This is a genomic window from uncultured Psychroserpens sp., from assembly GCF_947503375.1.
Taxonomy (GTDB): domain Bacteria; phylum Bacteroidota; class Bacteroidia; order Flavobacteriales; family Flavobacteriaceae; genus Psychroserpens.
In genome coordinates, this window is the sequence record NZ_CANNDQ010000014.1 from 13,836 (window position 1) to 30,091 (window position 16,256).

The window sequence follows — 16,256 nt, forward strand, 5'->3', positions numbered from 1 at the left end:
ACAGATAGATTAGACTTTATTCAATGTTAATTGAGTTATTCAAAACACAAAACCTCATCTCTGCGAGATTTTGTGTTTTTCATGTTTTTAAGAAGATGTTAAAATTAGCCGAAATCTATTTTAAGATACTTTTTAAGCGATTTAAGACACTTTTAAGTAATTAACAAATGTTAATAATTATTAAATTCAATCGATAAAAAGCTTTTAAAAAGCCTCATATTTTCGTATCTTTGTTTGTGTTCAAAAGGATGCTTATAGGCATCCTTTTTTATGAAACATATTGCATTTGGTTGTATAACCTAAGAATTAAATATTTCAAAATAAATTTAAGATTTATGAGCGAGAAAAAAGAAGAGTTTAATAAGCATAACTATTCTGCTGATAGTATTCAGGCGTTGGAAGGAATGGAGCATGTTCGTATGCGTCCATCCATGTATATTGGTGATGTTGGAACACGTGGTTTACACCATTTAGTATATGAAGTTGTAGATAACTCAATTGATGAAGCATTAGCAGGACATTGTGATAATATTACTGTAACCATTAATGAAGATAACTCAATTACTACCGAAGATGATGGTCGTGGTATTCCTGTTGATCTTCACAAAAAAGAAGGTGTATCTGCACTTGAGGTTGTTATGACAAAAATTGGTGCAGGTGGTAAGTTTGATAAAGACTCTTATAAAGTTTCTGGAGGATTGCATGGGGTTGGTGTAAGTTGTGTGAATGCGCTGTCTGAACACTTAAAGGCTACAGTATATAGAGGAGGTAAAATCTATGAGCAAGAGTACGAACGTGGTAAAACGATGTATCCCGTAAAACAAGTTGGAGATACCGATAAGCGAGGAACTACTGTAACGTTTAAACCAGACCCAACAATATTTACTCAAACTTTAGAATATAGTTACGATACGTTAGCAAGTCGTTTGCGAGAACTAGCCTATCTGAATAAAGGGATCACGATTCATTTGATTGATAGACGTCATAAGAATGAAGAAGGAGAATTTGAAGGCGAAACATTCCATTCTGAAGAAGGTCTTAAGGAATTTATAAAGTTTTTAGATGGGAACAGAGAACCTTTAATGAAAGATGTTATTTCATTTGAAGGCGAAAAAAATGGAGTCCCAGTTGAGGTTGCAATGATTTATAATACCTCCTATGCTGAAAATTTACATTCGTATGTAAATAACATTAATACACATGAAGGAGGTACACATTTATCTGGATTTAGAAGAGGTTTAACACACACGTTGAAGAAATATGCGGATGCTTCAGGAATGTTAGATAAACTAAAATTTGATATTGCTGGTGATGATTTTCGTGAAGGGTTAACCGCTATTATTTCTGTAAAAGTTCAAGAACCTCAATTTGAAGGACAAACAAAAACAAAATTAGGGAATAGAGAAGTGTCTGCCTCTGTGAGTCAGGCAGTATCTGAAATGTTGACTGATTACCTTGAAGAGCATCCAGATGACGCTAAAACCATTGTTCAAAAAGTTATTTTAGCCGCTCAAGCACGTCATGCTGCTCAAAAAGCACGAGACATGGTACAGCGTAAAACAGTAATGAGTATTGGTGGTTTACCTGGGAAATTAAGTGATTGTTCAGAGCAAGATCCTGCAAAATGCGAAGTATTCCTTGTTGAGGGAGATTCGGCAGGTGGTACAGCAAAACAAGGTCGTGACAGAGCATTTCAAGCCATTCTACCTTTACGTGGAAAAATCTTGAATGTTGAAAAGGCAATGACACATAAAGTGTTTGAAAACGAAGAAATTAAGAATATTTTTACGGCACTAGGTGTTACTATAGGAACCGAAGAAGATAGTAAAGCCTTAAACCTTTCAAAGCTTCGTTATCATAAAGTAGTAATCATGTGTGATGCAGATATTGATGGTAGTCACATTGCCACCCTAATATTAACTTTCTTTTTTAGGTACATGAAAGAATTGATAGAGAATGGTCATATATATATTGCTACACCTCCCTTGTATCTCATAAAAAAAGGTGCTAAAAAACAATATGCTTGGACAGATAAGGAGCGTGATGAAATTGTTTCTGAATTTGGAGAGAATTCTAAAATACAGCGTTATAAAGGTCTAGGAGAAATGAATGCAGAGCAATTGTGGGATACCACAATGAATCCTGAGTTTAGAACCATGCGTTTGGTACAGATTGATAATGGAGGAGAAGCAGATCGTATATTTTCAATGTTAATGGGTGATGAAGTGCCTCCTCGTAGAGAATTCATTGAAAAGAACGCGATTTATGCTAACATAGATGCCTAATAAAACATCTTAAATCTTATATTAAAAGCAGTTATATTGGATAACTGCTTTTTTTTGTTCATGAGTTCAGTAAAATATAGATGAAATGTTTTCGTTACATTTACGTAAACCTTACCACTATTGTCATGAAGAAATTTATCATATTTATATTCCTGTTGTTTTCATATCAACAATCTCGATCTCAAGAGTTAGAAACTATTATATTGGCAGCAGATGATGCTAGTTTACTCGCAGAAAATTATCTAAATCCAGCCATGTTGGGTTTAATGTATAGTATGAATGGTGGTTGGTTTACTACTGCAAAAACTCACAAGAAATTTGGTTTTGATATTACAATAAACGCAAATGCTTCTTTTGTGCCTGAAAAAGATCAAATGTTTGCTTTTATACCTAGTGATTATGCGTTCTTGGCGCTACCAAATGGTGAAAATTCGTTACCAACGGTTATGAGCGAAGATGACACAGAAACTACAGTCGATATTAGAATTCCAATTCCTAATAGTAATGGCTCATTTAAAGTTGCTAGCTTTGATATGCCTGGAGGTATTACTGACGACCTGCCTATCAATGCTGTTCCTACACCAATGGTGCAAGCAGGCTTGGGATTGCCCTTTAACACAGATATAAAATTAAGATTTGTTCCTACACTAAGTTTTGATGATGACGTTAAAGCGAATTTGATAGGATTTGGATTGCAGCATGATGTAATGCAATATTTTGGTCCATTAGATAAATTGCCTCTAAATGTTTCGGTTTTAGCGGCATTCACTAATATGAAAGTGACCTATGATATAGATGGTGAAAATGTAGATGAAGTTACCGTAAATAATGGTGAGGCAGAGTTTAAAATGAATACATGGACGCTCCAAGCAATTGCATCTTTAGACTTTAAAATTGTTACCTTTTATGGTAGTTTAGGTTATAATAGAGGGAAAACCACAGCAAAAATGAAAGGCGATTATATTTTAACCTATGATGTAGAAAACAGTAATGGTGATGTTGTTGGTAGTGTTAGTGAAACGGTAAGTGATCCTATCAACTTAGATTTTGAAGCTGATGGAATGAGAGCTACTATAGGAAGTAGATTGAATATCGGTTTTTTTAAAATCTTTGCAGACTACACATTTCAAGAATACAATACTGCAAGTGCTGGAATAGCATTCAGTTTTAGATAACCTAAGTAACCTATCTTACAAAAATACACTGCATTATATCTGGCGCTTTTTTTTCTTTAAAACTAGAATAATTCGTAATTTTGCACTCGCAATTAACAACACAATTTAAAAACATAAAAACAAATGAAAGTAACAGTAGTTGGAGCAGGAGCAGTAGGTGCAAGTTGTGCCGAGTATATCGCAATTAAGGATTTTGCAAGTGAAGTCGTTCTATTAGATATTAAAGAAGGATATGCTGAAGGTAAAGCTATGGATCTAATGCAAACAGCGTCCCTAAATGGTTTTGATACTAAAATCACAGGAGTCACTAACGATTATACAAAGACTGCAGATAGTGATATTTGTGTGATTACTTCAGGTATTCCTCGTAAACCAGGCATGACTCGTGAAGAATTAATTGGTATCAACGCTGGAATTGTAAAATCGGTTTCATCAAGTTTAATTGAGCATTCTCCAAATACAATTATTATCGTGGTTAGTAATCCAATGGATACCATGACTTATTTAGTGCATAAAACAACAGATATTGCTAAACATAGAATCATTGGAATGGGTGGTGCTTTAGATTCTGCTAGATTTAAGTATAGATTAGCCGAAGCATTAGCCGCACCAATAAGTGATGTTGATGGAATGGTTATTGGAGGTCACAGTGATAAAGGAATGGTGCCACTTACAGCTCACGCAACTAGAAACAGTATTAAAGTGTCTGAGTTTCTATCGGATGATAGACTAAATCAAGTCAAAGAAGATACTAAAGTAGGAGGCGCTACCTTAACCAAATTATTAGGAACATCTGCATGGTATGCTCCTGGAGCAGCAGTTTCAGGATTAGTACAAGCAATTGCTTGTGATCAAAAGAAAATGTTTCCTTGCTCAACACTATTAGAAGGTGAATATGGATTGAATGACCTATGTATAGGAGTTCCAGTAGTATTAGGAAGAAAAGGAATTGAAAAAGTTGTTGAAATAGAATTAAGTGATGCTGAAAAAAACCATTTACATGAAAGTGCTGAAGGTGTTAAGAAAACCAATGGATTACTAGAATTGTAAGATTTTATATCACACTTATAGAAATAGATTTAAAGACTGTAGAAATACAGTCTTTATTTTTTTTATATTTGGCGCATGAAATCAAGATGGTACATAAGTACTTTAATTATTACCCTTGCACTTTTAGGTGGTATTGCTAATCAGCAGCAAAGCACATTGCCTAATCAGCAAATTGTGCTACAGTTTACTACAGGTCAGATCACTTTAGATGAGGCTCAACATGCAATTGCTGAAGTAAAACAACAATTGAAATTAGTAGGGGTAGATGATGTTGAAGTTGACGAATATCTTGATGGGCAATTAATAATACGTTACTATAGTGATACTGATGTTGCTAGTATAAAGAAAATACTATCTAACCAAATTGCACTTGGATTAAGCGATCTGTCTAATCAAAACACCGACATACCTGATGATTTTCCTTCTGAAGAAAAGTCAATTGCATATAATGTTGATGTTTATGAAATCCAAAATGAACAAGGTAGCACATCTGATATTGCTGGAAAATTAGGCTTAGAACAAAAAGCAGAAAACAATAGGTTTTCCAATCCAAATCAGTATTTCACTAACAAAGATGCTATAGTTGAAGATTTAAACGCCTTAGAACAAGGAGTTGGTAAATTTCGTAAACGAATCGAAATAACGATTGATAATAATTCTTACAAAATCCCAGAAGTAAGAGCAGGTCCTAACTCAAACTCAAACGGGAAATTACTTAGCTAAGTTACTTCATTCCCAAAATTAGTTTTTAAGATATTCAGTGTCAATATGCACATGTATCTTACTTTTTAAAGATAGCATAAGTATTTAGTCGAAAAGCTATCAAAACAATACATATAATCAATAAAATAAATTGTCAAATCGTGAGCAATCTCTATATTTGCTCGTTTTAAAAAATTGACACATAAAAACATAAAGTAATGCAAAACAAAGGATTAGTAAAGCTTTTTGCAGTGTTATTTGGATTGGTAAGTATTTACCAATTATCATTTACCTTCAAAAACAATCAAATTGAAAAAGATGCAAAGATCTATGCGCAAAGTAAATTTCAAAACGTCAATGAAATTAATGATGCGGAAGTTCGCTACTTAGATTCTATCTCAAGCAAGGAAGCGTTTGATATAGGTATAGCAACTTTTACAGGAAAAGAAGTTAAAGAAAAGTCTATGAATCTTGGTCTTGACCTTAAAGGTGGGCTAAATGTAATCTTAGAGATCTCTGTAAAAGACATATTAAAGGGTCTAGCTAATAATACTAAAGACCCAGCTTTTAATAAAGCTTTAATTGATGCTGAAGAAATTCAAAAGAATGCTCAAGAATCATATCTAGAGTCTTTTTATGATGCTTGGGATGCAATAAAAGGAGATCAAAAACTAGCATCTCCTGATATTTTCGCTAATAGAAATCTTGATGATGTAATTAACATCAACATGACTGATGATGAAGTGAAAAAGGAAATCGAGAAAAAAGTAGATGAGTCTATTGTATCTGCTTTCGAAGTATTACGTAAACGTATTGATCAATTTGGTGTGACATCTCCAAACATTCAACGTTTAGGAAATACAGGTCGTGTATTAGTAGAGCTTCCAGGGGTTAAAGATGTAAAGCGTGCAACAGAATTAATTACTACCACAGCGCAATTACAGTTTTGGGATGTAGATAATGGACAAGCATTAGGTAATTTCTTTGCTGATGCTAATGAGGTGCTTAAAACTAAGTTAGGATTAGACGAAAAAGAAGAAGCTACAGAAACACAAGATTCAACCAGTACAGATAGTGATAGTACCATTGATGATTTATTAGGAGAAACTTCTACAGATTCTACAGCATTAGATGTAGTTAATCCTTTGTTTGACTTGATTTCGCCTCCAAGAACTGGAGGAATGATTGCTGTTAAACTTGAAGACAAGCAAACGATGCAGTCTTACTTAGATATGGCAGAAGTTAAAGCAAAAATGCCAGCAGATGCTCGTAATATTTTCTTTGCTTTTGGAAAACCAGTTGCAGACGAAGAAACAGGTGAAGAGTATGTAGATTTATTTGCATTGAAAGGAAATAGAGACAATGAGCCAGAATTAAGTGGTGCAGTAATCACTGATGCTCGTCAATCTTACAGCAATACTAATAAGCCATCGGTAACCATGCAAATGAATGCAAAGGGATCTAAGAAATGGGAAGAAATTACAGGTAGAGCTTATACAAACCAAAGCCAGATAGCCATAGTTTTAGATAATATTGTGTATTCTGCACCCACTGCGTCTAACGGAGCTATTTCAGGCGGAAATACAGAAATTTCTGGTAATTTTACAATTAACGAAGCTGTCGATTTAGCTAACATATTAAGAGCAGGTAAATTACCAGCTTCAGCAGATATAGTTCAAGCAGATCAAGTTGGACCATCTTTAGGTCAAGAGGCAATAGAAAGTGGAACAAAATCCTTTTTAATTGCTTTATCTTTAGTATTGCTATGGATGATTTTATATTATGGTAAAGCAGGTATTTTTGCAGACATTGCCTTACTACTAAACATCTTATTAATCTTTGGTGTATTGTCAGGTTTAGGAGCAGTATTAACCCTTCCAGGTTTAGCAGGTATCGTATTAACTATAGGTATGTCTGTTGATGCTAACGTACTTATATTTGAGCGAGTTAGAGAAGAGCTAGGAAAAGGTAAAGGGCAAAAAGAAGCAGTAAAAGATGGATTTGCAAATGCATTATCTTCAATATTAGATGCTAACATCACAACAGGTTTAACGGCATTGATATTATTTATATTTGGTACTGGGCCTATTAAAGGTTTCGCAACTACTTTATTAATTGGTATTGTAACCTCGTTGTTTACTGCAATCTTTATTACACGTTTATTGGTTGATTGGTATGTAAATAGTGGTAAGACTTTAGATTTTTCTACATCAATTACAAAGAATTTATTCAAAAATATGAGTATTAAGTTTATCTCTAAACGTAAGATAGCTTATGTTATTTCTGGTATTTTAATTTTAGTGAGTCTAGGGTCTTTATTCACAAATAAATTAGATCAAGGTATTGATTTCGTTGGAGGAAGAACCTATCAAATTCGTTTTGATAAGGCTGTAAGTTCTGAAGATGTTGCCAGAGATTTAAACGCTGTTTTTGGAAGTGCAGAAGTAAAAACGATTGGTGGTGCAAATCAATTGAAGATTTCAACAAAATATAAAGTTGATGAAAATTCAACTGAAGCTGATGAAGAAGTGCAAACAATGCTTTTTGACGGACTGAAATCGTACTTGCCTGCTAATATAAGCTATAACGAGTTTTCTGAGGCTACTAATGGCGTGGGTAAAGTATTATCAAGTAAAGTAAGTCCGACTATTGCCGATGATATCAAGAAAGAGTCATTCTGGGCAGTGTTAGGATCTTTAGTAGTGGTATTCCTTTATATATTATTCCGTTTTAAAAGATGGCAATTCTCTTTAGGTGCAGTAGCGGCAGTATTCCATGATGTGATAATTGTTTTAGGAATCTTTTCATTGCTATATAAGTTTATGCCATTTAGTATGGAAATTGACCAAGCATTTATTGCGGCAATATTGACTGTAATAGGTTACTCACTTAATGATACAGTTGTTGTATTTGATAGAATTCGAGAAGTACTAGCTGAACGTGCTGGATTTAAAGGAGGTATAAATATCAACTCTGCAATTAACAGTACTTTAAGTAGAACGTTAAATACTTCGTTAACAACATTGGTTGTATTATTGGCAATGTTCATTTTTGGTGCAGAATCACTTAGAGGGTTATTATTTGCATTAATTGTAGGTGTAATTGTAGGTACATACTCATCTGTATTTATTGCAACGCCTATTATGTATGATACATTGAAGAACAAAGGCATTGCGCCAAAAGAAGAGGATAAAGCATAGTTATCTATCTTATATAAATAAAAAGACCACTTCATTTGAAGTGGTCTTTTTATTTATAATTTATTGTATTGATTCAATTTAAAGTGAATACAACAACATCACCTTTTTCTAATGTCCATTGGTCACTTAATCCAGCATTGACCTCTAAAACATATTTAGCAGGCCCCTCAGAAGGTAAAGACATTTCATCCATTGGTTTAGTGTTCTTTTGAATACTGACCACGGTTTGATCTTCAGAAATATAGATAATGTCAAGAGGAATTTTAGTATTCTTCATATAAAAATTTCTATATTCAGAGTTGGAAAACACGAATAACATACCTTGCGAATTTTCCATACTATTGCGATACATTAATCCAGTTTGAGTTTGGTATTCGTCATCGGCAACTTCAATATCAATAGATGCTATAATTGAATCTGAAACTCTCTTCTTAAGTTGTAATTCGCCTTCTTTTTTAAAGGGGATAGTAATTGGTTTTACTGAAGAGTTTGGCTTTTCGTTTTTACATGATGCTCCTGAAATGAATAAAATGCCGACAGCAGAAACAGTTAGAAGTTTCAATAGACTAGATGTCATTACTAACTTAATTTGTTTTTTGGTTTATATAGAAACATGAAATATAAACCTATTAGTATAAACGGAATGCTTAATAATTGTCCTGTATTCAATAGCCAATCTGCACGCTCTATATTTTGTGGTTCTTTAACATATTCAACAAAGAATCTAACTGTCCAAAGTAATACTAAAAACAACCCGAAAAGAAAACCTTGTTGCTCACTCTTCTTAGTTTTCCAATACACAAACATTAAGATTAAAAACACAAATACGTAACAAAACGCTTCGTATAATTGTGCTGGATGTCTAAAAGGAACTTGATTCAGTAATTCGATATACTTTGGGTTACTTCCTAAAGCGGTATAAGCATCCTTAACTTCTTTAATCCCTGTAAGTCTTACAACTTCATATTTATTATATTCATCTTGAATAAAGCGAACACCTAGAGATGAGTCTGTAGCTTTTCCAATAATTTCTGAATTGATAAAATTACCAATACGAACAAAAATAGCACCTAGAGCTACTGGAACTACAACACGATCTAAAACCCAGATCACACTTTTTTTCAAAACCTTTTTATTGTATAAATACATCGAAAGAATCATACCAATAGCTGCACCATGGCTAGCAAGCCCTTGAAAACCTGTAAACTCAAAGCCGCCTTTGAATTTAAAAGGCAAAAAGATACTGAAGAAATCTTCGCTAATTAATTCTGGTTGATAAAAGATAACATGACCTAATCTTGCGCCTAACATAATACCTAAAACCGAATAGACGAATAATGAATCTAAAGATTCGTTCGTTTGGTTTTCATTGATGTAGATACGTTTAATAACATAAAAGCCCAGTAGAAATGCAACAATCCACATTAAGCTGTAATAATGAAGTGTAAAGACACCTAAGTCAATTCCTTTAGAAGGGTTCCAGACAATTTCTAGAGCATGCATAATTTTAGTTTTGTTGGGTAAAGATAGTATTTATGCTTAAAATGTAGTAACGTCTTAAGATAGTTTTAGTCTTCTTTCTCAGGAACTGGATCATAACCAGATTTACCCCATGGATGACAATTTGTAATGCGCTTTATCGCTAACTTACCACCTTTAAATAATCCAAATTTTTCTAATGCTTCTTTTGCATAATGAGAACAAGTAGGCTGAAATCTACAGTTAGCTGGTGTTAATGGCGAAATTAAAGTTTGATAAGCTTTAATTAAAAGTAAAAGTGGAAAAATTAAGATACGCTTCATGACTAGTTGGTCGTAAACGTCGTTCCATCTTTACCATCATTTAATTGAATGCCTTTTTCAGCTAATTCATCTCTAATTTTATCAGATAGGGCAAAATCTTTATTGGCTCTTGCTTCTTGTCGCAATTGTATTAACAATTCTACTGCTCCAGATAATTTATCAGTACCAGTATCTGTTTTTGAGACATTAACTAGACCTAGAACGTCAAATGTAAAATCATACATTGTATTCTTTAGTAGTGTCAAATCTTCTGAAGTTAATGATGCATTGCCATCTTTGATTTGATTGATTTGTTTTGCAGCTTCAAAAAGATGCGCAATTAAAATGGGAGAATTGAAATCGTCATTCATGGCATCGTAACATTTTTGTCGCCATTTAGTGACATCAAATGTTGATGTATTGTTAGTTTCTAGATGGTCTAATGCATTGATAGCATCCATTAAACGGAAGAACCCTTTTTCACTAGCAGCTAGACCATCATCGGTTAAATCTAAAATGCTACGGTAAGAAGATTGTGCATTAAAAAAACGAATGACACTTGGAATGTAAGCTTTACTGAAAAAATCATTATTTCCAGAAAGCAACTCATCTGGGTTTACTGTATTTCCAGTAGATTTAGACATACGTTGTCCGTTCAAATGAAGCATATTGGCATGCATCCAATAATTAACCGGAGATAATCCTTTTGCGGCTTCACTTTGAGCGATCTCACATTCGTGATGCGGAAACTTTAAATCCATACCACCACCGTGAATATCAAAATTATCACCAAGATATTTGGTGCTCATTGCTGTGCATTCTAGATGCCAACCAGGAAATCCATCACTCCAAGGTGAAGGCCAACGCATTATATGTTGAGGTTCAGCTCGCTTCCAAAGTGCAAAATCTTGAGGATTTTTTTTATCACTTTGTCCATCTAGCGCACGTGTGTTGTGAATAAGATCCTCTAGCTTTCGCTTACTTAAAATACCATAGTTATTTGTTTCATTAAATTTATGTACATCAAAATACACAGACCCGTTTACTTCATATGCAAAACCATTATCTATAATCGTTTTGATAAGTTCTATCTGCTCAATGATATGGCCAGTAGCAGTTGGTTCAATACTAGGTGGAAGAAAGTTGAGTGTGTTTAATATGTTGTGAAAATCTACAGTATAACGTTGCACAACTTCCATAGGTTCAATTTGCTCTAATCTTGCTTTTTTGGTAATTTTATCTTCACCAGCATCGGCATCGTTTTCTAAATGACCGGCATCAGTAATATTTCTGACGTACCTAACTTTATAACCTAAATGTTTGAAGTACCTAAAGACCATATCAAATGACATGAAAGTTCTTACGTTTCCTAAATGAACATTACTATATACCGTTGGACCACAAACATACATGCCAACATAGCCATCTTCAATAGGTTTAAACACTTCTTTTTGCCCGCTTAAGGTGTTATAAATTTGTATGGTCTGATCTTGGTATAATGGCATACTAATGATATGAAAGTTTATAAATTAGAATGTAGTGTCTAAATTAATATAATCTAAGAATTCTCTACGAGTTTCTTTTTCTTTAAATTTTCCACCAAATTCAGAAGTAACCGTACTGCTGTCGATGTCTCTAATTCCTCTGGAATTTACGCAAAGGTGTTTGGCATCTATTACACAAGCTACATCTTTAGTATTGAGAACACTTTGTAGTTCTTTAACAATTTGAATGGTCAAACGTTCTTGTACCTGAGGGCGTTTTGCAAAATAATCTACAATACGATTCATTTTAGAAAGTCCAACTACAGTTCCATTAGAAATGTAAGCCACGTGAGCTTTTCCAACAATGGGTAATAAATGATGCTCACATGTAGAGTATACTGTGATGTTTTTCTCTACAAGCATTTCACCATATTTATATTTATTTTCAAATGTAGAGGCTTTTGGTTTTGCTTGAGGGTCTAAACCACCAAACAATTCTTTTACAAACATTTTGGCTACTCGATTTGGAGTACCTTTTAAGCTATCATCTTTTAGATCAAGACCTAGAGTTTCCATAATATGGCGAACATCGTCTTTGATGATATCAATCTTTTCTTCATTGGTCAATTTAAAAGCATCGTTACGAAGAGGCGTATCAGAAGATGTTCCAATATGGTCATCACCTAGAGCTTCATAATCGTGTATATCGTTTTCTATTTTCATCATAATTAGTATTTGCTCATTACTATATATAGTATTTGTCTACAAAGTAATGATTAAGCTTACACATTCATTCTAAATCTCTTATCATAAAAATATAAAGATTAATTCGAGTGTTTTTCAGTCTGCAAAGATAAACAATTAAAAAAAGTTAGAACATAGGTAGGAATTTTTTAATCTCACTTGTTTAATTTAATGTAAAAGTAGTGTTAATAGCTAGATGCTATTAACAGTTTTTTAATTTAAATTTTCTTAAATTTCACGTCTTTTAAAACAAAACTATAATGAATTTTAAATACCACCTTCCATTACTGTTTTTACTTACAGTATTTATTTCAAATGTATCTTATTCACAATCAAATAGAAGGACTGAGAGAGTCAATGTTATCAATTATGGTAATACTATTAATAAACCCTTAACTCAGCAAGAATTAGCTATGATTAATGAGGCTTATGGTGATAAAGCGCAATCTAATATTTTAAGCAAACCGCAAAGAGTAAAAGACATAAAACACATATTGAGAAATAGAATTGAAATAAAATCTATTCCTAATAAAAGAGATCAAAAGCCGTGTACACTTTTATCTGAAGTGCCGTTAATGGATTATTATGTTTCTGATTTAGAGAGAGAGTCGAATTTCAATCCTCAAAATTTCAATCCATTGAAATACCTTTTTGAATTTTATTCTACAGGTACGCATATGTACCAAGTAGACAATACTAATTACTTTATAATAATCAAGTCTCAATTAAATAATTAAAATCTACCTGCAAAAAAAAACCTATCAATTATCTCAAGGCAATGAAAAAAATATTACTACTATTAATCGTACTTTTTTTATCATATTCGGTATCTGCTCAAGATGTCATCATGCAAAATGGAACAGTGACTGCTTGTTCAGGAGTGTTCTATGACTCAGGTGGATCGGGAGGAAACTATGGAAGTGATGAAGCTTTAGTTTTAACTATATGTCCTGAAAACCCAGGTCAATTAGTCCAAATAGATTTTACGGCATTTAACACTCAGCTAAATGTTGATGTTATCACCATCTATAATGGTGATAGCACAGCAGCTCCAGTTTATGGCACATATAGTGGAGCAGCATTGCCACCTAGCTCTGTAGCAACTGACACAAATGGTTCAGGTTGTCTTACTATTGAATTTACATCAGATGCAGCTGGAACAACAACAGGTTGGGCTGCAGATATTTCTTGTATCACACCATGCCAAATAATTACCTCTCAAATTGATTCATCAACTCCAGTTCCAAATGGAGACGGTTATATAAGAGTATGCCCTAACGAACAAATAACATTGAATGGTAGTGGTAATTTTCAATTTGATGGAACAGGAGCAACTTACGAGTGGGATTTAGGAGATGGTAATACGGTTGCGGGTCAAACAGCAACATTTTCTTATGCTACTCCTGGAGTATATATTGTTAATTTAAATATCCGAGATGCAAATACAAGTATTGACCCAGATGGTTGTGCAAACACAAATTTAATAAATCAAGTAATACAAGTTGCTACTGAACCAGATTTTACAGGAACAGCAGCTGCCGATGATTTGCTTTGTTTTGGAGAAACTACAACTATAGATGGAGTAGTTAACCCTGTACCTTTTATAAATGATTGTACACCACCAGTTAGTGGGACTACATTTCTACCAGATGGCTCAGGTGCTGTTTATACAACATGTATTACAGTTGATTGTTTTGACTCTAATCAAACATTAACAGATCCGAACCAGTTGATTGAGATATGTGTAAATATGGAACATTCTTATTCTGGTGATTTAGACATTCGAATTATTTCACCAAATGGTCAAGAAGCTGACTTGTTTAATCAAGCTGGTGGAGGTATATATTTCGGTGGAGCTAACGATGATAATTCGAATACACCTGGAGTAGGAGCCGATTATTGCTTTTCAATGTCGGCAACAACATTGCTTCAAAATGCAAATACGATAACAGCTGGATCAAATCCACCAGGAAATTCATGGGAACCAGGAACTTACTTGCCTGTTGAATCTTTTAATGATTTAGTAGGAAGTCCTTTAAATGGAGATTGGTGTATAGAAATCGTAGATAATATTGGGATAGATAATGGGTATATCTTTTCTTGGGGAATGAATTTTGACCCAAATATTCAACCACCTGAGTTGTCTTTTACGCCAGTGATTACATCAGAGAGTTGGGATCCAGATCCAACAATTACTAATACTACAGGAGGAACAATTACTGTTGCGCCTCCAGCTGCTGGACAATATTGTTATACTTATAGAGTAGTTGATGATTTTGGATGTGAATATACACAGCAGGTTTGTATTGATGTCGAAGAAGAAATTACAGCTGATGCAACTCCTGTAACAACACCTGTTTGTCAAGGGGATGATGCGGAGTTTACAGTCGTTGGTACACCTAATACAACAATTACATATACCATCAATGGTGGTGCTGTTCAGTCTACTGTTCTAGATAATTCAGGAAATGCTACAATTTTAATTACTGGTCCACTTGTAGATCAAACACTAAATCTTATTGATGTGTCTACTACTACATGTAATGTGATTTTGAATGATGTAGAAACTATAATTGTAGGGCAAGTATTTGATACAACATTTACGATGACTCCAACCTGTGATGGTGGAACTGCTACCGTTACTGGAGATGTTGGAGGCGTTTTTACTTTTCAAGATCCACAACCAACTGATGGTGCGGTCATAGATCCAGTAACAGGAACTATTACTAATGGTGTTTCAGGAACTACATATGCAGTATTATATGAATTTGCAAGTTCTTGTAGTCCAGGTACTGTCCAAACGGTTACAGTATTGCCTTCATCTGATGCGTCATTTACGCTTACGCCAACTTGTGATGGTGCTACTGCAACAGTTACAGGTAATACAGGAGGTGTATTTACTTTTAACCCATTACCAACCGATGCTGCTGTATTAGACCCAATTACAGGAACAATAACAAATGGTACGCAAGGAGCTACTTATACTGTAGAATATTTGGTAGCAGGAGCTTGCCCTGCTTTAACTACAGAATCCGTAACAGTATTGCCTTTTGAAGACCCTACTTTTTCAATGACTTCTAGCTGTGATGGTGGCACAGCCACGATATTGGGAAATACAGGAGGAACATTTGTTCTTAATCCGGTTCCAGTTGATGGCGCAGTTATAGATGCCATTACAGGAACAATAACAAACGGAGTTTCAGGAACAACATATACAGTTGAGTATACTACGTCTGGACCTTGTCCAGAGGTATTGGCTCAAAATGTAACAGTATTTCCTTCTGAAGATTCATCGTTTACATATACGCCAGCTTGCGATGCTGCAACTGCTACTATTACAGGTGATGTAGGTGGTACTTTTGTGTTTAATCCTGTACCTGGAGATGCTGCTGCTTTAAACCCTGTAACCGGAGATATAATCAATGCAACACCTGGAGTAACATATTTTGTAGATTACGTCACATCTGGACCTTGCCCTAGTATTACAACTCAATCAGTAACAATCCTTCCTCAAGATGATTCAAGTTTTACTCTTACACCAACATGTGATGGTGCAACAGCAACAATTACTGGTCTACCTGGAGGCACTTTCGCCTTCAATCCTTTGCCAGGAGATTTTGCTATTATAGACACTTCTACTGGTACAATAACAAACGGAAATTTTGATGCTACTTACACTGTTGAATATACTACCAATGGTGCATGTCCAACAACTAGCACTGAATCAGTAACAGTGTTTTCTCAACCTATTGTTACTGCCCCAACGGCATTAGAGGTTTGTGATGATGGTGTACCTGATGGATTAACATTAATAGATTTAACGTTAAAGAATACA

General features: G+C 34.2%; 12 protein-coding genes. 7 read left to right on the forward strand and 5 right to left on the reverse strand.

All coding sequences use genetic code 11. The annotated features are described in order from the left end of the window. The first annotated feature begins 335 nt into the window (after nucleotides 1-335). From gyrB to secDF, 5 genes are all read left to right on the forward strand, one after another. Nucleotides 336-2,285 carry a DNA topoisomerase (ATP-hydrolyzing) subunit B gene (gene gyrB / locus Q0876_RS15275; protein ID WP_299229636.1) on the forward strand — a complete coding sequence of 650 codons (1,950 nt, stop codon included), beginning with the start codon at nucleotides 336-338 and terminating at the stop codon, nucleotides 2,283-2,285. A gap of 125 nt (nucleotides 2,286-2,410) precedes the next feature. Continuing rightward, nucleotides 2,411-3,460 carry a DUF6588 family protein gene (locus Q0876_RS15280; RefSeq protein WP_299229639.1) on the forward strand — a complete coding sequence of 350 codons (1,050 nt, stop codon included), beginning with the start codon at nucleotides 2,411-2,413 and terminating at the stop codon, nucleotides 3,458-3,460. A gap of 123 nt (nucleotides 3,461-3,583) precedes the next feature. After that, a complete protein-coding gene (locus tag Q0876_RS15285; protein ID WP_299229642.1) occupies nucleotides 3,584-4,510 on the forward strand; it encodes a malate dehydrogenase in 927 nt (308 codons plus the stop codon). A 75-nt stretch (nucleotides 4,511-4,585) separates the two neighbouring features. Beyond that, nucleotides 4,586-5,233, forward strand: a complete 648-nt coding sequence (locus Q0876_RS15290; protein ID WP_299229644.1) for a hypothetical protein — start codon at nucleotides 4,586-4,588, stop codon at nucleotides 5,231-5,233. Between the two features lie 197 nt (nucleotides 5,234-5,430). Beyond that, nucleotides 5,431-8,412, forward strand: a complete 2,982-nt coding sequence (gene secDF, locus Q0876_RS15295; protein ID WP_299229646.1) for a protein translocase subunit SecDF — start codon at nucleotides 5,431-5,433, stop codon at nucleotides 8,410-8,412. 73 nt (nucleotides 8,413-8,485) lie between these two features. Here the strand turns inward: secDF and Q0876_RS15300 are convergent, their stop codons facing one another. The 5 genes from Q0876_RS15300 to folE form a co-directional block, all read right to left on the reverse strand. Beyond that, a complete protein-coding gene (locus tag Q0876_RS15300; protein ID WP_299229648.1) occupies nucleotides 8,486-8,989 on the reverse strand; it encodes a DUF192 domain-containing protein in 504 nt (167 codons plus the stop codon). Between the two features lie 2 nt (nucleotides 8,990-8,991). Then, nucleotides 8,992-9,915 (reverse strand): prolipoprotein diacylglyceryl transferase, encoded by a 924-nt coding sequence (gene lgt, locus Q0876_RS15305; protein WP_299229651.1) that lies wholly within the window; start codon nucleotides 9,913-9,915, stop codon nucleotides 8,992-8,994. 65 nt (nucleotides 9,916-9,980) lie between these two features. After that, on the reverse strand, nucleotides 9,981-10,214 hold the full coding sequence (yidD, locus tag Q0876_RS15310; RefSeq protein ID WP_299229655.1) for a membrane protein insertion efficiency factor YidD: 234 nt from the start codon (nucleotides 10,212-10,214) through the stop codon (nucleotides 9,981-9,983). A gap of 2 nt (nucleotides 10,215-10,216) precedes the next feature. Continuing rightward, nucleotides 10,217-11,698: a cysteine--tRNA ligase gene (gene cysS / locus Q0876_RS15315; protein ID WP_299229659.1), complete on the reverse strand. Its 1,482-nt coding sequence runs from the start codon at nucleotides 11,696-11,698 to the stop codon at nucleotides 10,217-10,219. Between the two features lie 24 nt (nucleotides 11,699-11,722). After that, nucleotides 11,723-12,400, reverse strand: coding sequence for a GTP cyclohydrolase I FolE (gene folE / locus Q0876_RS15320; protein WP_299229667.1), 678 nt, complete (start codon nucleotides 12,398-12,400; stop codon nucleotides 11,723-11,725). Between the two features lie 281 nt (nucleotides 12,401-12,681). On the opposite strand from folE, the gene Q0876_RS15325 reads away from it, so the two are divergent. Together Q0876_RS15325 and Q0876_RS15330 are read left to right on the forward strand one after the other, a co-directional pair. After that, nucleotides 12,682-13,158: a hypothetical protein gene (locus Q0876_RS15325; protein ID WP_299229662.1), complete on the forward strand. Its 477-nt coding sequence runs from the start codon at nucleotides 12,682-12,684 to the stop codon at nucleotides 13,156-13,158. A gap of 41 nt (nucleotides 13,159-13,199) precedes the next feature. Beyond that, nucleotides 13,200-16,256 (forward strand): PKD domain-containing protein (locus Q0876_RS15330; RefSeq protein ID WP_299229665.1); only part of this gene is annotated, 3,057 nt, incomplete at its 3' end.